General features: G+C 37.6%; 18 protein-coding genes. 15 read left to right on the forward strand and 3 right to left on the reverse strand.

What is annotated here, in order from left to right:
• Positions 1 to 15 precede the first annotated feature (15 nt).
• From dnaB to artM, 14 genes are all read left to right on the forward strand, one after another.
• A complete protein-coding gene (dnaB, locus tag ACXPAV_RS00660; protein WP_458003703.1) occupies positions 16 to 1464 on the forward strand; it encodes a replicative DNA helicase in 1449 nt (482 codons plus the stop codon).
• A gap of 12 nt (positions 1465 to 1476) precedes the next feature.
• Positions 1477 to 2550 carry an alanine racemase gene (gene alr, locus ACXPAV_RS00665; RefSeq protein ID WP_458003704.1) on the forward strand — a complete coding sequence of 358 codons (1074 nt, stop codon included), beginning with the start codon at positions 1477 to 1479 and terminating at the stop codon, positions 2548 to 2550.
• 23 nt (positions 2551 to 2573) lie between these two features.
• Complete coding sequence (pgi, locus tag ACXPAV_RS00670; protein WP_039157229.1) at positions 2574 to 4220, forward strand: glucose-6-phosphate isomerase; 1647 nt, start codon at positions 2574 to 2576, stop codon at positions 4218 to 4220.
• Between the two features lie 128 nt (positions 4221 to 4348).
• Positions 4349 to 5965 carry a phosphoethanolamine transferase gene (locus tag ACXPAV_RS00675; RefSeq protein ID WP_458003705.1) on the forward strand — a complete coding sequence of 539 codons (1617 nt, stop codon included), beginning with the start codon at positions 4349 to 4351 and terminating at the stop codon, positions 5963 to 5965.
• A 127-nt stretch (positions 5966 to 6092) separates the two neighbouring features.
• Complete coding sequence (locus tag ACXPAV_RS00680; protein ID WP_039171809.1) at positions 6093 to 6491, forward strand: Z-ring associated ZapG family protein; 399 nt, start codon at positions 6093 to 6095, stop codon at positions 6489 to 6491.
• A gap of 142 nt (positions 6492 to 6633) precedes the next feature.
• Positions 6634 to 8235, forward strand: a complete 1602-nt coding sequence (purH, locus tag ACXPAV_RS00685; protein ID WP_458004372.1) for a bifunctional phosphoribosylaminoimidazolecarboxamide formyltransferase/IMP cyclohydrolase — start codon at positions 6634 to 6636, stop codon at positions 8233 to 8235.
• Positions 8236 to 8249: 14 nt separating this feature from the next.
• The gene (purD, locus tag ACXPAV_RS00690) at positions 8250 to 9536 is read left to right on the forward strand and encodes a phosphoribosylamine--glycine ligase (RefSeq protein ID WP_458003706.1); all 1287 of its coding nucleotides are present in this window, start codon (positions 8250 to 8252) and stop codon (positions 9534 to 9536) included.
• Between the two features lie 170 nt (positions 9537 to 9706).
• Positions 9707 to 10969 (forward strand): serine hydroxymethyltransferase, encoded by a 1263-nt coding sequence (gene glyA / locus ACXPAV_RS00695; protein WP_458003707.1) that lies wholly within the window; start codon positions 9707 to 9709, stop codon positions 10967 to 10969.
• 207 nt (positions 10970 to 11176) lie between these two features.
• Positions 11177 to 12316, forward strand: coding sequence for a hypothetical protein (locus ACXPAV_RS00700; RefSeq protein ID WP_458003708.1), 1140 nt, complete (start codon positions 11177 to 11179; stop codon positions 12314 to 12316).
• Positions 12306 to 13529: an ATP-grasp domain-containing protein gene (locus ACXPAV_RS00705; RefSeq protein ID WP_458003709.1), complete on the forward strand. Its 1224-nt coding sequence runs from the start codon at positions 12306 to 12308 to the stop codon at positions 13527 to 13529. The genes ACXPAV_RS00700 and ACXPAV_RS00705 overlap by 11 nt, the downstream gene beginning before the upstream one ends.
• Positions 13530 to 13602: 73 nt before the next feature.
• Positions 13603 to 14331 carry an arginine ABC transporter ATP-binding protein ArtP gene (gene artP, locus ACXPAV_RS00710; RefSeq protein WP_039134742.1) on the forward strand — a complete coding sequence of 243 codons (729 nt, stop codon included), beginning with the start codon at positions 13603 to 13605 and terminating at the stop codon, positions 14329 to 14331.
• A 21-nt stretch (positions 14332 to 14352) separates the two neighbouring features.
• On the forward strand, positions 14353 to 15075 hold the full coding sequence (locus tag ACXPAV_RS00715) for an arginine ABC transporter substrate-binding protein (RefSeq protein ID WP_458003710.1): 723 nt from the start codon (positions 14353 to 14355) through the stop codon (positions 15073 to 15075).
• A 5-nt stretch (positions 15076 to 15080) separates the two neighbouring features.
• Positions 15081 to 15752: an arginine ABC transporter permease ArtQ gene (gene artQ, locus ACXPAV_RS00720; protein WP_039171825.1), complete on the forward strand. Its 672-nt coding sequence runs from the start codon at positions 15081 to 15083 to the stop codon at positions 15750 to 15752.
• A complete protein-coding gene (artM, locus tag ACXPAV_RS00725) occupies positions 15752 to 16432 on the forward strand; it encodes an arginine ABC transporter permease ArtM (RefSeq protein ID WP_039171828.1) in 681 nt (226 codons plus the stop codon). Before artQ ends, artM begins: the two co-directional genes overlap by 1 nt.
• Positions 16433 to 16480: 48 nt before the next feature.
• On the opposite strand, the gene ruvX is transcribed toward artM, so the two are convergent.
• The 3 genes from ruvX to rsmE are packed head-to-tail and all read right to left on the reverse strand — an operon-like array spanning position 16481 to position 18232.
• Positions 16481 to 16921: a Holliday junction resolvase RuvX gene (gene ruvX, locus ACXPAV_RS00730; protein WP_458003711.1), complete on the reverse strand. Its 441-nt coding sequence runs from the start codon at positions 16919 to 16921 to the stop codon at positions 16481 to 16483.
• On the reverse strand, positions 16921 to 17481 hold the full coding sequence (locus ACXPAV_RS00735) for a YqgE/AlgH family protein (RefSeq protein ID WP_458003712.1): 561 nt from the start codon (positions 17479 to 17481) through the stop codon (positions 16921 to 16923). The genes ruvX and ACXPAV_RS00735 overlap by 1 nt, the downstream gene beginning before the upstream one ends.
• Before the next feature lie 19 nt (positions 17482 to 17500).
• The gene (gene rsmE / locus ACXPAV_RS00740) at positions 17501 to 18232 is read right to left on the reverse strand and encodes a 16S rRNA (uracil(1498)-N(3))-methyltransferase (RefSeq protein ID WP_458003713.1); all 732 of its coding nucleotides are present in this window, start codon (positions 18230 to 18232) and stop codon (positions 17501 to 17503) included.
• A 159-nt stretch (positions 18233 to 18391) separates the two neighbouring features.
• Here rsmE and tpiA point away from each other — a divergent pair, with 159 nt between their 5' ends.
• Positions 18392 to 19159, forward strand: a complete 768-nt coding sequence (tpiA, locus tag ACXPAV_RS00745) for a triose-phosphate isomerase (protein ID WP_458003714.1) — start codon at positions 18392 to 18394, stop codon at positions 19157 to 19159.
• The last annotated feature ends 47 nt before the right edge of the window (positions 19160 to 19206 follow it).

The raw sequence follows: 19206 nt of genomic DNA on the forward strand, positions 1-19206 counted from the left end.
TAAATGGTGAATAGTATGGCGTGGACTCCGACTCGAACATCTCAGCTTAAAAACTCAACGACAACATTGGCAAAAAATAACAAAGATTTAGAACAATTTACGCCACCACACTCATTGGAAGCGGAACAGTCAGTGTTAGGAGCACTATTGTTGGATAACTCTTTATGGGACAGTGTTGCTGAAGCCGTGATAGCACAAGATTTTTACACTTATGCTCATCGTATTATTTTCCAAGAGATTGAAGCCTTATTAAGTTACGGCAAACCAGCAGATTTAATTACTTTAGAGCAGTCATTAAATAGTAAAGATTTAAGTGATTCAGTCGGTGGTTTTTCCTATTTGGTTGAGTTATCGCAGAAGACTCCGAATAGCGCTAATGCCTTAGCATATGCCAATATTATTCGAGAAAAAGCGATTTTGCGTGAGTTAATCGCTGCTAGCAATACCATATCTGAAAACTGTTATTCCACTAATGGGCAGGCTGTGAAAGATATTTTAGACACTGCTGAAAGTAAAATTTTGCAGATTTCTGAACAACGAATGGTAGGCACAGAAAGTGGACCGCAAAATGTGAATAAAATTCTTAAAGATACGGTCAATAAAATTGAGCTGTTGGCACAAAATCCGAATGGCGGTGTGACCGGAATTTCCACTGGCTTTACCGATTTGGATAAAAAAACGGCAGGTTTGCAACCAGGTGATTTGATTATTGTGGCTGCACGACCTTCAATGGGGAAAACTACCTTTGCAATGAATTTGTGTGAAAATGCGGCATTACCGGCGGATCAGGATAAAGCGGTGTTGATCTTTAGCTTGGAAATGCCGGCGGAACAGTTAATGATGAGAATGCTGTCTTCATTGGCAAGGGTGGATCAAACCAAATTGCGTACCGGTCAGATCGAATCTGACGGTGCGGAATGGGATGCGCTGGCAAGTTGTATCGGGATGCTGAAACAGAAGCAGAATATTTATATTGATGACACTTCCGGTTTGACACCGACGGAACTACGTTCGCGTGCCAGACGTATTCATCGAGAAAGTCCGAACGGTTTGGCATTAATTATGGTCGATTATTTGCAGTTAATGCGAGTGCCAGGTTATGCTGAAAACAGAACATTAGAAATTGCAGAAATTTCACGTTCATTAAAGGCATTGGCTAAAGAGTTGAAAGTGCCAGTGATCGCACTGTCACAGCTAAACCGAAGTTTGGAACAACGTGCCGATAAACGTCCGGTCAATTCGGATTTGCGTGAATCAGGTGCGATTGAGCAGGATGCGGACTTGATTATGTTTATTTATCGAGATGAGGTTTATAATCCTAATTCTGAATTTAAAGGTACGGCAGAGATTATTATCGGTAAACAGCGTAATGGGCCGATTGGTAGTGTTCGTTTGGCTTTCCAAGGTAATTTCTCTAAATTTACCAATCTTCAATATGATTCAGGATATGAAGATCATTATTAATAAGGCAGTTATATGAAAGCAGCAACGGCAAAGATTAGTTCTCTTGCCCTTAAACATAATATAGAAAAAATTCATTCGCTTGCGCCGAACAGTAAAATTATTGCAGTGGTGAAAGCAAATGCTTACGGACACGGTGTTGAGTTTGTTTCTCAGACTGTACAAGACAATGTAGATTGTTTCGGTGTCGCTCGCTTAGGTGAAGCATTACGTTTGCGCTCCAATGGAATTACCAAGCCTATCTTATTATTAGAAGGCTTTTTTTCCGCCTCCGATTTACCGATTTTGTCGGTAAATAATTTGGAAACAGTGGTACATTGTGATGAGCAGTTGGAGGCGTTATTAGCGGCAAAATTGCCAAACCCGATCAATGTCTGGATTAAAATTGACACGGGAATGCATCGTTTAGGGGTGCAGTTGGATGAAGTCGAGCGTTATTATCAAGCGTTATCCGCTTCGCAAAATGTTAATCAAATCCGTTTTATCAGTCATTTCAGTCGTGCGGATGAATTGGATAGTGATTATACTTTAAAACAGTTAGATCGTTTCTTAACGGCTTGTTCCGGTAAAAAGGGTGAAAAAAGTATTGCCGCGTCAGGTGGTATCTTGTTCTGGAAAGATTCTCATCTGGATTGGATTCGTCCGGGCATTATTATGTACGGCATTTCCGCCAATAACACACCGAGCAGTGCTTATGATTTAATTCCGGTGATGACTTTAACATCATCATTGATTGCCGTGCGTAATCATAAAAAAGGTGAGCCGGTAGGGTATGGTGGTCGTTGGGTAAGTGAAAGAGATACTAAAATCGGTGTGGTGGCAATCGGGTATGGAGATGGTTATCCACGTGATGTGCCGACAGGAACGCCTGTTTATATTAATGGTAGGCGTGTGCCTATCGTTGGAAAAGTTTCGATGGATATGTTGACAGTTGATCTTGGCGCAGACGCACAGGACAAGGTCGGTGATGAAGTGATTTTATGGGGTAAAGAATTGCCGATAGAAGAAATAGCTGAAATTATTGGCGTAATCAGTTATGAATTAGTAACGAAACTTACTCCTCGAGTATTAGTAGAGTATATTGATTAATTTTTAATTAAGGAAAATTGCATATGAAAAATATTAATCCAACTTCAACAAAAGCGTGGCAAGCATTGTTGCAACATCAAAAAGCTCAAAAAGATGTCACTATTCAACAATTGTTTGCACAGCAACCTGATCGTTTTGATCGTTATTCATTAAAATTCAATGATGATATTTTAGTCGATTTTTCTAAGAACCGTTTCACTGATGAAACTTTAACTTTATTGCGCCAACTTATTGATGAAACTGCTGTTAAAGAGGCGATTGAAAGTATGTTCAGCGGTGAAAAGATCAACCGTACTGAAAATCGTGCGGTGTTGCATACTGCATTGCGTAATCGCAGCAATACCCCGGTTTATGTGGATGGCAAAGATGTGATGCCGGAAGTGAATGCAGTATTGGCAAAAATGAAATCTTTCTGTGAGCGTGTTATTTCAGGAGAATGGAAAGGTTATAGCGGTAAAGCGATCACTGATGTGATTAATATCGGGATCGGCGGTTCAGATTTAGGGCCTTATATGGTTACTGAAGCGTTAAGACCATATAAAAATCACCTTACAATGCACTTTGTTTCCAATGTTGACGGCACTCATATTGCTGAAACATTGAAGAAAGTTGATCCGGAAACCACGTTAGTGTTGGTGGCATCAAAAACCTTTACCACACAGGAAACAATGACCAACGCACATTCGGCGCGTGAATGGTTTTTGGCAAAGGCGAAAGATGAAGCACATATCGCAAAACATTTCGCAGCATTATCGACCAATGCAAAAGCAGTAGCGGAATTTGGTATTGATACCGACAATATGTTTGAGTTCTGGGATTGGGTTGGCGGACGTTATTCTCTCTGGTCTGCCATCGGTTTATCGATCGCACTTTCTATCGGTTTTGATAATTTTGAAGCGTTATTAAGCGGCGCACACGAAATGGATAAACATTTCAGAAATACAGCGGTAGAGAAAAATATTCCAATGACATTAGCGTTAATCGGTTTATGGAATACTAATTTCTTAGGCGCGCAGACAGAGGCGATCTTGCCATATGATCAGTATATGCACCGCTTTGCTGCCTATTTCCAACAAGGCAATATGGAATCTAACGGTAAATATGTCGATCGCAACGGCAATCCGGTCGATTATCAAACTGGTCCGATTATTTGGGGTGAACCGGGTACCAACGGACAACACGCGTTTTATCAATTAATTCATCAAGGAACAACCTTGATTCCTTGTGATTTTATTGCACCGGCAAAAACACATAATCCGTTAGGCGATCATCATCTTAAACTGCTTTCTAACTTCTTTGCACAAACCGAAGCATTGGCTTTTGGTAAAACAAAAGAAGAAGTGGAAGCGGAATTTGTGAAAGCGGGTAAAAACCTTGCAGATGTACAGCACATCGTGCCGTTTAAAGTCTTTACCGGCAACAAACCGACAAACTCTATTTTGGTGAGTGAAATTACACCATTTACATTAGGTGCATTGATTGCGATGTATGAACACAAAATCTTTGTACAAGGTGTTATCTTTAATATCTTCACTTTCGACCAATGGGGTGTGGAATTGGGTAAACAGTTGGCAAACCGTATTCTTCCGGAATTAGTAGGCGATGAAAAAGTGTCTTCCCACGACAGTTCAACCAACGGCTTAATTAATCAATACAAAGCGTGGCGTTAATGTAGTGAGATAGATTGAAGATTCGGAACAGGCTTCGTCAATTTGGCGAAGCTTTTTTGTTTCTATTAACAGTCGTTTCTGATACACTTCGGCAATTTATAATAAAGATTAGAATGAGCCGGGCTAATATGAACTTATCTGTTAAGAACAATTTAAAAAATTTTTTATTAATTGGAATATATAGTGTTATTTTACTTTTTAGCGAAATTTTATATAGAAAGATATTTTCTATTCCCTCATTAACACGCTATTTTGAAAGTTATATTATTATATTTATTTTAGTATCTCTATTTTTCTTTTCTAAATATAGAATAACAAAGTTCTTAATCGCTTTTTTCTATTTTTTATGTGTTGTTGTTAATAATGTCCATTTTCAAATATATCAAAGTTGGATCAATGGAACTAATTATTTTTTAATGCTAAAAGAACTTTCTGAAGTCACTCATGCAGGTATGGGGATGTATGAGAAATGGTTTGGAAGTATGATCTGGGGAGTGGTTGATGTTTCTATATTTATCTCAATTTCCTATTTTAGAAAGAATAAGAGTAAATATGCAATTACTGATATTTTATTTTTGTTATCGATGATTTATATTTTTATTCGTTCTTTCTATACTAGTCAGGAACTGGGGATTTCTCCAAGCTCTAATTATTCAAGGATTAAAGCAAATTACTTTTCATTTAGCTATTTTATAGGTAGGGTATTACCGTATAATGTTCTTAAATTATCAGATATTCCGGAATATATTTACCCACAACCACCTATTAGCACAGAACCTAAAATTAAAAATATTGTTTTTATTATGGGAGAAAGTGAAGCCGCTTCTCACCTCTCTTATTTTGGTTATGATAGGGATACCACGCCATTTTTGAAAGAGTTGTCAAAACAACATCCAGATGCGGTTATTATGAAAACTTATTCAGCTGCATTTATGACAGCAGTTTCATTGCCAATATTATTTAATGCAATTCCTCATCCAAACGGAATGAATCAAATTATGAGAGGAGATACCAATTTATTTAATTTAGCCAAACAACAAAATTATCAAACTTATTTTTATTCTAGTCAGCCTGAGAATCAGATGATGATTATGAATTTAATTGGCAGAAAATGGATTGATATATTACGTTTCCCTACAGATGAAGGTTATAAAATCTCTGAATTAATGCCTGATAAAAATTTATTACCTCATTTATTTTCCTTAAATTTAGATAAAGGTAATAATTTTGTAGTATTACACCAGCGAGGTTCTCACAGTGTATACGGTGAAGCATTAACAGAAGATGAAAAAATATTTAAGGGAAAAACTCAGTTAGATGAGTATGATAATACAATTTTTAATACTGATAAAATTATTCAACAAACATATCATTATTTAAGTCAACGTGAAAAAGATGATTGGATATTAATTTATACTTCCGATCATGGACAAAATGTTACATCAAAAATACAAAATCAAGGAACACAAGCGACAGATAATTATGTTGTTCCATTGGTGATTTATTCTCCAAATAGAGAGATACAACAAAAGGTAAAAACAGTTTTCCAAAAATGTGAAATTGCTTTCCATCAACAGTTAGCTACCTTATTGATAGATTTGATGGGATATGATATGCCGATAGCCGGTTGTTCTTATGGCACAGTGACCGGAAACTTTATCACTGGGGATGTGGGGTATTTAAATATTAATGCGGATGGTCGTTCAGAGTATGTTTATCCTAAGCGAGGAGGGATTAAAAATTAAGCAATTCTTCTTTTTTAACAAAATTTTGTGAACTACAACAAATAATTGAAGATTGCTACAAGACAAATTATGTCGAAGACATTATGATTAGGGAATTGTTAATCATTGCTGCTATTAAGGAGTTTGTATGCAAAATTGGAGTGAAGAAATGTGGCACATTTTGTTGATTGGTTTGATTGCCGGCTTTTTTATTGGCTATTTAGTGGCTCGTTTTACTAACGGTAGTGTACGAAAACAAAAACAAGTTGAGCAACAGCTGCAACAAGCTAAAGAAACAATTTCTGAACAAAAACAGCAACTTGAGCAGCATTTCACTGAAGCATCTGATTTAATGAAAACTTTAGCTCAAGACTACCACAAGTTGTATCAACATTTTGCTTCGACTTCTACCACTTTATTGCCAAATTTAGATAAGGCAGTATTTACAGCGATTGAAGACGATTCTTCAGCAAAAACGCTCAATATCAAGCAACAACCGAAAGATTACTCTGAAGGTTCATCTGGTCTTTTTAAGCAAGAAAGTTAAATTTTTGCTTTAGTCATTTTAAAGTTTAGGTTTGCTTTTTTTAAGGAAAACCTAAACTTTTAATTTATAAAAGCAAACGTTTGCTTTATACTTATGCCCTCAAAATTTCTCATCTTTTTAATCACTAACAAAGGAAAAAATGATGCAATTACAACGTCCTATTCAACGTGCGTTAATTAGTGTTTCGGATAAAACCGGTATTGTCGAATTTGCTAAAGGTTTGATTGATCGTGGCGTACAAATTTTATCAACAGGCGGTACAGCAAAATTATTAGAAAAAAACGGTTTGATAGTGACGGAAGTTTCCGATTATACACAGTTTCCTGAAATGATGGATGGGCGTGTTAAAACGTTACATCCAAAGGTTCACGGAGGTATTTTAGGGCGACGTGGTATTGATGATGAAGTGATGGCGCAACATCAAATTGATCCGATTGATATGGTGGTGGTTAATTTATATCCATTTGCACAAACTGTTGCCAGAGCGGACTGCACTTTAGAATTAGCAGTAGAAAATATTGATATTGGTGGGCCTACAATGGTGCGTTCTGCCGCGAAGAATCATAAAGATGTTGCGATAGTTGTGAATAATAGCGATTTTGATGCGATTTTGGCAGAAATGGATCAAAATCAAAATAGTTTAACGTTTGAAACTCGTTTTGATTTAGCGATTAAAGCATTTGAACATACCGCACAATATGATGCGATGATTGCAAATTATTTTGGTCGTTTAGTCAAACCTTACCAAGCTGCAGATGAACAGGAATTAGCAGAACCTTGTGGACAGTTTCCTCGCACATTAAATCTTAACTTTATTCGTAAGCAAACAATGCGCTACGGCGAAAATTCGCATCAAAACGCCGCTTTTTATGTGGAAAAAGAGTTGAAAGAGGCAAGTGTTTCGACAGCAACGCAATTACAAGGAAAAGCGCTTTCTTATAATAATATTGCAGATACTGATGCGGCATTGGAATGTGTAAAAGAGTTTTCAGAACCAGCCTGTGTTATTGTAAAACACGCTAACCCATGTGGCGTGGCTTTAGGCAAAGATTTATTAGAAGCCTATAATCGTGCGTATCAAACCGATCCAACTTCTGCTTTTGGAGGCATTATTGCATTTAATCGCGAGTTAGATGCAGAAACTGCGAAAGCGATTATTGATCGTCAATTTGTAGAAGTTATTATTGCGCCGTCTGTTTCTGAAGAAGCGAAAGCGGTGGTTCACGCTAAGAAAAATGTACGTGTGCTTGAATGTGGTCAATGGCAACAGCGTCAACCACGTTTGGATTTCAAACGAGTGAATGGCGGCTTATTGGTGCAAGAAGCCGATCTTGGAATGGTTGGTTTGGATGATTTGAAAGTGGTCAGCAAACGTCAACCAACAAAAGAAGAGCTACAGGATCTCTTATTCTGTTGGAAAGTGGCAAAATATGTGAAATCGAACGCGATTGTTTATGCGAAAAATAACCAAACAATCGGGATTGGTGCCGGTCAGATGAGCCGTGTCTATTCAGCGAAAATTGCCGGTATTAAAGCCGAAGATGAAGGGTTGGAAGTGAAAGGCACAGTAATGGCTTCTGATGCGTTCTTCCCATTCCGTGATGGCATCGATGCGGCAGCGAAAGTAGGTGTGACTTGTGTTATTCATCCGGGCGGTTCAATCCGTGATCAGGAAGTCATTGATGCAGCGGATGAACACAATATGGTGATGGTGTTAACAGGTATGCGTCATTTCAGACACTAATTCGGAGGGAGCAAATGAAAGTTTTAATTATTGGTAATGGCGGTCGCGAACACGCATTAACGTGGAAAGTGGCACAATCACCATTAGCGGATAAGGTCTATGTTGCTCCCGGCAATGCCGGTACGGCGCAAGAAGCTAAAGCGGAAAATGTGAATATTTCTGCAACGGATATTCCGGCATTAGTCAATTTTGCTAAAGAAAATGCAGTGGATTTAACCATTGTTGGACCTGAAGCACCATTGGTTTTGGGCGTGGTTGATGCGTTCCGTGCCGAAGGGTTGAAAATTTTTGGGCCAACTAAAGCAGCAGCACAGTTGGAAGGCTCAAAAGCATTTACCAAAGACTTTTTAGCCAGACACCACATTCCGACAGCGGAATATCGCAACTTTACTGAAATTGAACCGGCATTGGCATATGTGCGTGAAAAAGGTGCACCGATAGTGATTAAAGCGGACGGCTTGGCTGCCGGTAAAGGGGTGATTGTCGCAATGACGCTTGCCGAAGCGGAAAATGCGGTGAAAGATATGTTGGCAGGCAATGCTTTCGGTGAAGCCGGACATCGGGTCGTCATCGAGGAATTTTTGGATGGTGAAGAGGCGAGTTTTATCGTTATGGTAGACGGTAAAAATGTTGAACCAATGGCAACTAGTCAGGATCACAAACGGGTCGGTGAAGGTGATACCGGTTTGAATACTGGCGGTATGGGGGCATATTCTCCAGCACCAGTGGTAACGCCAGAAATACATCAACGCATTATGCAGGAAGTGATCTATCCTACGGTAAATGGAATGGCATCTGAAAATAATGTCTACACCGGTTTTCTTTATGCCGGTTTGATGATTATGCCTAATGGTCAACCTAAAGTGATCGAGTTTAATTGCCGTTTTGGTGATCCGGAAACGCAACCGATTATGATGCGTTTGCAATCAGATCTAGTAGAACTATGTTTGGCAGCGTGTGATGGAAAATTAGATCAAGTGAAATCACAATGGTGTGAACAAGTGGCGCTAGGTATTGTGCTGGCAGCGGAGGGCTATCCTAGTACACCAAGAAAAGGAGATGTGATTCGTGGTTTGGATGTGCCAACAGAATCGGACAAAAAAGTTTTCTATGCTGGCGTTGCTAAACAGGAGAATGAAATTGTTACTAATGGAGGCCGTGTTTTATGTGTGACTGCATTGGGTGATACAGTGCTTGAATCACAGCAAAAAGCAGTATGTTTAGCGGAATCTATTCATTGGAGTGGGCGTTTTTATCGCCATGATATTGGTTGGCGTGCTATTAAACGAGAACAGGTCTAATGTATTGGTTAAATGATCAAATTTAACCATATTTTATTTTTCGCTTGTCAATATGAATAAAATTCATCAAAGAAATGAAAAAATTAATTTTAGATTTTTATGACAATAGTATGGATAAAAAGCTAAACTAAACGGGATTAGACCACCATTTAATTTAAGAGGAAATTTAAATGCTTAAAAGAAGTATGAACATCGCAGATTATGATAAAGAGTTATGGGACGCTATTTGTAACGAAGATCGTCGTCAGGAAGAACATATTGAATTAATTGCTTCCGAAAACTATGCGAGTCCACGTGTGATGCAAGCGCAAGGTTCGCAACTTACTAACAAATATGCAGAAGGTTATCCGGGTAAACGTTATTATGGTGGTTGTGAGTATGTTGATATTGTTGAACAATTAGCAATTGATCGTGCTAAAGCATTATTTGGTGCGGATTATGCCAACGTGCAGCCACACTCAGGTTCACAGGCAAATGCTGCGGTTTATATGGCATTGGCTGAACCGGGTGATACTATTTTAGGAATGAGCTTGGCTCATGGTGGTCACTTAACTCACGGTGCGGCGGTGAGCTTTTCAGGTAAGATTTATCACGCAGAACAATACGGTATTACCGATGACGGTGTAATTGATTATGACGCATTACGTGAACAAGCATTGCGCGTTAAACCGAAAGTGATTGTTGGCGGTTTTTCAGCCTATTCTCAAGTTGTTGATTGGAAAAAAATGCGTGAAATCGCCGATGAAGTCGGTGCTTATCTTTTTGTTGATATGGCACACGTTGCCGGATTAATTGCTGCTGGTGTCTATCCAAATCCATTGGAATATGCACACGTTGTTACTACTACTACTCATAAAACATTGGCAGGTCCACGTGGAGGTTTGATTTTAGCTAAAGGCGGTAACGAAGAGTTATATAAAAAATTAAACAGTGCTGTATTTCCAGCAGGGCAAGGTGGTCCATTAATGCACGTAATTGCAGCGAAAGCTGTTTGTTTTAAAGAGGCAATGGAACCCGAATTTAAAGCTTATCAACAACAAGTGGTGAAAAATGCGCAAGCAATGGTGGAAGTGTTTAAACAACGTGGCTACAACATTGTTTCCAACGGCACACAAAATCACCTTTTCCTTGTTGATTTAGTCAATAAAGGTTTAACCGGTAAGGCTGCCGATGCTGCATTAGGCAAAGCCAATATTACTGTTAATAAAAATGCAGTGCCAAATGATCCTAAGAGTCCATTTGTGACCTCTGGTATTCGCGTTGGTACGCCATCAGTAACTCGTCGTGGTTTCAAAGAAGAGGAAGTGAAAGAACTGGCGGGTTGGATGTGTGATGTACTTGATGCCGTAGGCAAAGAAAACGAAGAAGAAGTTATTGCTGCAACAAAAGAAAAAGTGCTGGAAATCTGTAAACGTTTACCGGTTTATGCATAAGTCTTAGAAAATCTAGTATTAAAAAATCCTTTTTCTTTATGAAAAAGGATTTTTTATTAACGTTTTGTTTTATTTTTGTTTAATTTTTGATATTTTATAGGTGAACAATAGTTAATAGGAGAGTTTATGTTAATTTTTTAAGATTTTCTCCTAATATAAAGTCCGCTTTTCTTTGTATTTCGTTGCAATGTACCTTGAGGTTCAAAAATGATAAATAAAACTTTATTATTATTTTATAGCAACCTTATTTTTTTCTATTTCAGTGATATGGCGTTGCTTATGATTATTTTGTGGTTTTCTTATCAAGTAACGCAATCTTCTTTATTATTGGCAGTTATTTTAGCGATCAGTGCAATTTTCCCATTGATCATTAGAAAGTTCATTAAAAAATGGGATTTATTGCATCTTTCATTGAGATCATTACTTAAACTTCGTATTCTGGTTTATTTTGCGATTGCACTTATTGTACCATTTTTTAGTCAACATATTTTTACTTTTCTTCTTATTTCTTTATGTTTTGGGCTGCTTAGCTTGACGTTATTAAGTACTTATGAGAGTGAAAATACAAAATTGGTTTTACGGGGAACGTTGAGTGCGGCTTTAGCAGCCAGATTAATGCAGACTGTTATTCAGGTCGGGGCATTTGCCGGAGCAATGATAGGCACAGTTTTATTAGATAAATTTTCTTTTGTGTCAACGATGTTATTAATTGCCATTCTGGATATTTCAATATGTTCCATTTATTATTTTTTAGTAAAACCTACTAACGGAAATATAGAAAAAAACTTACTGATACATAGTGAAAAAATAACTGCTAAACAAATTGTTTTGATTTGTATTACTTTGGGGTTTATCGGTTTACATATTTCAACGTTTAATCTTACTACGCCGATATTTTTTCAGGAAGTTCATCATTGGCTGGCAGGCGATTTCGGTAGAGCAAGCGGTTTTGCCGGTATAGGGGCTTTTCTGGCAGTTTTTGTTCCTACCATAAGACAAAGATGGATTTTGCCTATTGGATTAATCTTTTTTGACCTTTTGTTCGTAATGAATACGACACTTTATTTAATGCCGATTTTCTGTTTTTTGCTAGGATTTCATATTAATAGTTTACGTATTTTTCTGCGTGAGAAATTAATTCTTTTAGCAGAGAATGATCAGCAAGCATCTTATTTAGGTGGATTAAGTGCGTCTTATTATACTTTATTTCAATCAATTGGTAGTTTAATTATCGGTATTGTCATCAGTAAACAATTTGGTTTGGTGAGCTTGGCACAATGGGGGTTACCGTTTGTAGCGGTATTACTGTTAATTTCTTTTTTAATAATGGGAGCTTATGATGAATAATGTCATTTTAATTGTTGATCCATTTTCTACTGGGAAATTATACGCCCCTATTTTTAAGCAGAAAGGATTTGACTGTTATGCGGTCTTTTCCGGTGAAAATATTGCTTCATTTTATTTATCCTCTTTCAATATGAGAGATTTTAGTAATCAACAGCCACTTACACCACAACAGGCAAAACAGCAGTTTTCTCCATCGCAAATTCGAGCAGTGGTGATTGGATCTGAAAGTGGTGTAATTGTCGGCGAAGCGTTGGCAGACTATTTTGGTGTGAATAGCAATGATATATCCAGTTCAGAGCTGAGAAGAAATAAATTTAAAATGCAACAGGCGTTATCTCAAGCAAATTTAAATGCAATAAAAACAATAAAAATAACCGAAAATAATAAAAATGTATCATTATTTGACAGTGAAAAAGGATATATTGTTAAACCTTTAAATTCGGCTGGCTCTGAAGATGTCGTATATTTAGTCAATAAAAATAAGGTTTTATCTGAAATCACGACTTTGAATTGGCATAAAAGAAATATTACTGGTGAAGTGAATAGTCACTATTTAATTCAAGAATATTTGGAAGGTATTGAATTTGTGGTGGATATGGTTGCATATCAAGGCAGTTACTTTGTTCTTTCATTATGTAGATATAAAAAGGGAATACACAATGGTAGTCGTTTTGTATATGAAAATATGACAATGTTAGATTCGCAAGAAGGGGTATATCAAAATATTATTCAATATGCTAAAGCTGCCGCTGAGGCATTAGATTTTAAATTTGGACCTATTCATATGGAAATTATGTTGACAGCACGAGGTCCTGTTATGATTGAAGTAGGGGCAAGGTTACACGGAGGAATGGCCCCACAAATTTTTTCTCGTTGTTATCAACCACATTTGTTGGAAAGTGCTGTTTCAGCTTATTTAAATCATCCAATATTGGAAGATGGTCATTTAATAAAACAGGCAAGAATCGTTTTTTTGATTAATGAAAAAATAAATTATAGGTTAGATAATGAAAAGTTTTTGCAAAAAATTTCGTTATGTCCCTCCTTTGTTGATGCCATATTTCCATACAAATCAGCTTCACCATTACCATTAACCGTTGATCTATTAAGTTGTGTCGGCTATATCAGTTTGGTTTCGGATAATTTATTACAAATCGAACGAGACGAGCATTTAATTCGTCAGTTATTCAATGAGTTATTATATATAGAGTAAAACTTTATTGCATAAATATGCAGAAAATATTAATATATTTGCATTTTTAGCGTATCAAGTAGAGTTTAGCTCAATGACCATCAGCATTAAAAATGTAAACTTTTTTTATGGTTCCACCCAAGCATTATTCGATATCAATTTAACCGCAGAACAGGGCGACATTGTGGTATTGTTAGGTCCTAGTGGCGCAGGAAAAAGTACTTTTATTCGTACATTAAATTTATTGGAAGTTCCTAAAAGCGGTGAGTTGGTGATTGCCAATAATCGATTTGATCTTTCCACTAACAATGATCCTAAACAGATTCGTCAGTTACGGCAGGATGTTGGAATGGTATTTCAACAATACAATTTGTGGCCACATATGACAGTAATGCAGAATCTAATTGAAGCCCCGATGAAAGTGCTTAATCTGAATGAAGCAGAGGCAAAAGAGCAAGCATTTGGGTTGTTAAAGCGTTTACGTTTAGAGGCTCAAGCAGATCGCTTTCCACTTCATTTGTCTGGTGGACAGCAACAACGTGTTGCTATTGCCAGAGCGTTAATGATGAAGCCACAGGTTTTATTATTTGATGAACCAACAGCAGCATTGGATCCGGAAATTACCGCTCAAGTAGTTTCAATTATTCAAGAATTGCAACAAACTGGCATTACCCAGTTTATTGTGACTCATGAAGTAAATGTGGCGCGTAAAACCGCGACTAAAGTCGTGTATATGGAGCAAGGACACATTATTGAAGTTGGTGATGCCTCTTGTTTTGAAAATCCGAAAACACAACAATTTAAACAATATTTATCACACTAAATCCCATACAGGAGAAACAGAATGAAAAAAGTTTTATTAGCCAGTTTATTATTTGGTACAGCAGTAGCAGCAAATGCACAAACCATTACTTTTGCGATGGAACCGACTTATCCACCGTTTGAAAATACCAATGAAAAAGGTGAGATTGTTGGTTTTGATGTTGATGTTGCCAATGCGATTTGTAAAGAGATCAAGGCGGATTGCAAATTCAGCAGCCAATCTTTTGATAGTTTAATTGCAGGTCTAAAATTTAAACGTTTTGATGCTGCTATTTCGGCAATAGACATTACACCAGAACGTGCAAAACAGGTGAGTTTTTCTGAACCGTACTATGATAGTTCTGCTAGCTTTGTGGCAGCAAAAGAGGGCATTACTTTAGAAAATGCGAAAAACGTAGGTGTACAGAATGGAACAACATTCCAACAATATATTGCTGCAAAAGCAAAACAGTACGATAGTAAACCGTATTCCACCTTGCAAAATGCGATTCTTGATTTAAAAAATGGCCGTATTGATATTATCTTCGGTGATACTGCAGTATTGGCTGAATGGATTAAAAGTGATAAAGCGGTGCATTTTGTAGGTGATAAAGTGACTGATCCGGAATATTTCGGTACAGGCTTAGGAATCGCCGTTAATAAGAAAAATACCGAACTATTGGGTCAACTTAATCAAGGCTTGAAAGAGATTAAAGCAAATGGCGAATACCAAAAAATTTATGACAAATGGATGTCTGGTAAATAATTAATATGTTTTCAGATTTTATCAATTTAATGTTTTCCGCTACCTTAGTTACACTGGGGTTAGCGGTTTGTTCTTTGATACTTGGATTGATTTTAGCCATCATTTTTGTGGTATTGGAAACTAGTAAAGTCCGCTGTATCAGTCGACCTACCTCAATAATCGTAACATTATTGCGTGGATTACCTGAAATACTGGTTGTATTGTTGATTTTCTTTGGTTCAACGCAAGTGTTGTTTTTATTAACAGAAGAGTACATTGAATTCAGTGCATTTTGGTGTGGTGCAGTAGCGTTAGCGATTATTTTTGCAGCATATGCTTCTCAGTCATTGCGAGGTGCTATTCAGGCTATCCCATTGGGACAATGGGAATCCAGTGTAGCATTGGGATTAAGTCGTCCTCAAACTTTTATCCGCATTATTATGCCTCAAGTGTGGAGACACGCATTACCGGGATTGAGTAATCAGTGGCTGGTTTTATTGAAAGATACGGCGCTGGTTTCATTAATCGGTGTCGATGATTTAATGCGTCAGGCGGAATTGGTTAACGCCAGTACACATCAACCTTTTACTTGGTACGGTATTGCGGCATTGCTTTATTTGGTGATCACATTAATCAGCCAAGCGGGTATAAGAAAATTGGATCTCTATTTTACGCGTTTTGAACGGGAGAAAAGCTAATGGTTCAAGAGTATTTTGTAACTATTGCTCAAGGGATTCCTACCAGTTTATTGCTAACCGTAGTTGCACTGGTTATAGCTTTCTTTTTAGCAATTTTATTTACTTTCCTATTGGCATTGGGAAATCCAATTATTAAAAAACTTGTCGGTATTTATCTCACTTTATTTACCGGTACGCCGTTATTAGTACAAATTTTCTTAATTTATAGTGGCCCAGGGCAATTTCAATGGGTTGTGAATAGCCCATTATGGTCGCTGTTATCAAATGCTTGGTTCTGTGCAATGTTAGCACTGGCATTAAATAGTGCAGCCTATTCGACACAGCTTTTTTATGGGGCAGTTAAAGCGATTTCCAAAGGGCAGTGGGAAAGTTGTGCCGCCTTGGGGTTATCGCGCGCGCAAACGTTGAAGATCTTGATTCCATATGCCCTTAAACGTGCATTGCCATCTTATACTAATGAAATTATTTTAGTTTTCAAAGGTACTTCGTTGGCATCCACTATTACCATTATGGATATTATGGGATATGCTCGTCAGCTATACGGTACAGAATATAATGCACTGTTAATTTATGGTTTGGCAGGTGTGATATATTTAGTGATTACCGGTGTTGCCACCTATTTCTTGCGTAAGCTAGAAAAACGAGTGTTGGTTTTTGAGCGCTTAGAAGTAGCGAAATAGAATGTTTGTAGAAAGCGTGATAAAAAACTTGGGCTATACCCAAGTTTTTTATTGTCTATCATTGTGTTTGAAAAGTTGATTTTCAAACCAGCTTTCTAGAATAAGACAAGCTGAAATAGAATCTATTTTTCCTTTGTTTAAGGCTCGGTAACCGCCACGAGAAAAAATTTCGGCACGCGCTTCAGTGGTGGTTAATCGTTCATCTTGTAAAGCGATTTTAACACCGAAACGACCATTTAAACGATTAGCAAATTTTCTTGCTCTTTGTGTTATTTCTTGTTCCGTCCCATCCATATTCAGTGGTAAGCCAACAACTACCAAATTAGGTTTCCATTCATCAAGGCATTTTTTGATAGCATTCCAATTAGGAATGCCGTCTTGTGCTTTGAAAGCGGGCAAAGCTTGAGCAGTTTGTGTAATGCTTTGTCCTACGGCACAACCAATACTTTGTGTACCGAAATCAAAAGCAATAATGGTTAAATTTTGCATTATGCTCTCCCCATTTCGTGGCTTAATTCATAGCTTTGATTAATACCTAAAAGTTTATTTGCAGCTTGCCAACGTTGATCAAAAGGGAGCTTAAACAAAATATTGTAATCTGCCGGTACGGTTAACCAGTCGTTATTCTTGATTTCATCAGCAAGTTGTTCCGGTTGCCATAAAGCACAACCAAGAGCAATAAAATAATTTTTCGGTGCGTCTTCACTGTTTAATGACAATAAAATATCGGACGATGTTGTCAACATTAAATCATCATTGATGGCAAACGAGTAGCGATAGTTTTTATTAGTGATGGTATGTAGTACAAACCCTTGTTCAATATTGACTGGACCGCCGGCGAAGATTATCTTTTCCGGATATTGAGGCTCGGTTGGCATTAGATGATTCATTTTTGCCATCATTTCCGCCAGACTTAAATCGGTCGGCTGATTAATCACTAATCCCATTGAACCCTGCTCGTTATCTTCACAGATATAAACCACAGAGCGTTGGAAAAAAGGATCGTCTAAATCGGGCATTGCTACAAGAAATTGATTTTGTAATGTCATACTGTTCCTTAAAACTAAACTACAAATCACCAAAACAGATCTGTAATGCACTGATTGCAACGAGCGAAGCAGTTTCGGTACGCAAAACACGTTTGCCGAGTAACACTTCGGTGAAACCTTGTTGAACAGTTTGTTCAATCTCCTGTTCAGATAAGCCACCCTCTGAGCCGATTAATAAACGCACACCAGCTGCAGGTGGTGGAAGCAGTTGCTTAATTGATTGTGAGGCACGCGGATGGAGATTTAATTTCAACATTCCATCATTTTCTGCGCACCAATCTTGCAATTTCATCAATGGGCGAATTTCCGGAATGATATTACGTCCGCACTGTTCACACGCAGCAATGGCAATTTTTCTCCACTGTTGTATTTTTTTCTCCATTCTCTCTGCATCTAATTTTACACAGCAGCGTTCAGACCATAATGGTGTAATTGTTTTTACGCCCAGTTCTACTGATTTTTGAATGGTAAATTCCATCCGTTCGCCACGTGAGATAACTTGCCCGAGATGAATATTTAATGGTGATTCGCGATCATCAAAGATTGCATTTTGTAGTGCAACCGTAATCTGTTTTTTGTTAATTTCCATAATTATGGCAGGGTAAATATGATTACTGCCATCAAATAATTCAAGGGCTTCACCCACTTTCATTCTTAAAACGCGCCCTACGTGGTGCATCGCCTCTTCAGTTAATTGGCATTGAGAGAGATGAGCTAAGAATGTCGGATGATAGATGCGTGGTATTCTCATAATCTGTTTTGATTTGTTGTTATTAAAAATCGGGTTAATCATTAAATTAGCGGTTATTGTAAAAAATTATCGCTTTTTTTGATATATCTCTAATGATTTTTAGTGATTTTTGCTATAGTAAGCGCCGTTATTTTTTTGAATATAATCAAGGAGAAAATTATGGCTCGTCGTCCTTTAGTTATGGGCAATTGGAAGTTAAATGGTAGTAAGGCATTTACCAAAGAATTGATCAATGGTTTGAAAGCTGAATTAGCTGGCGTTGAAGGTTGTGATGTAGCAATTGCCCCACCAGTAATGTATTTAGCAGAAGCGGAGGCTGCATTAGCTGGTAGTAAAATTGCACTAGGTTCACAAAATGTTGACCTTAAACAGTCTGGTGCGTTTACTGGTGATATTTCAGCAACAATGTTAAAAGATTTTGGTGCAAAATATATCATTATCGGTCACTCCGAACGTCGTGCTTATCACCACGAGAGCGATGAATTTATTGCTCAAAAATTTGCAGTATTAAAAGAGCAAGGGTTGGTGCCTGTACTTTGTATTGGTGAAAGCGAAGCTGAGAATGAAGCAGGTAAAACAGAAGAAGTTTGTGCAAGACAAATCGATGCAGTGTTAAATACACTAGGTGCGCAAGCATTTTTAGATGCTGTAATTGCATATGAGCCAATTTGGGCGATTGGTACAGGAAAATCTGCCACTCCGGCACAGGCTCAAGCAGTACACGCATTTATTCGTAGCCATATTGCGAAAAAAGACGCAAAAGTTGCAGAACAAGTGATTCTACAATACGGCGGTTCTGTTAATGATAGCAATGCGGCAGAATTATTTGCAATGCCTGATATTGATGGTGCATTGGTCGGTGGTGCATCATTAAAAGCGCCTGCATTTGCTACTATTGTTAAAGCAGCGGCAAAAGCAAAAAATTAATTGATTTTAGTATAAAAATTTGAATAGACCCTTTCACCAAGTAGAAG

It is taken from the genome of Gallibacterium sp. ZY190522, from assembly GCF_054166015.1.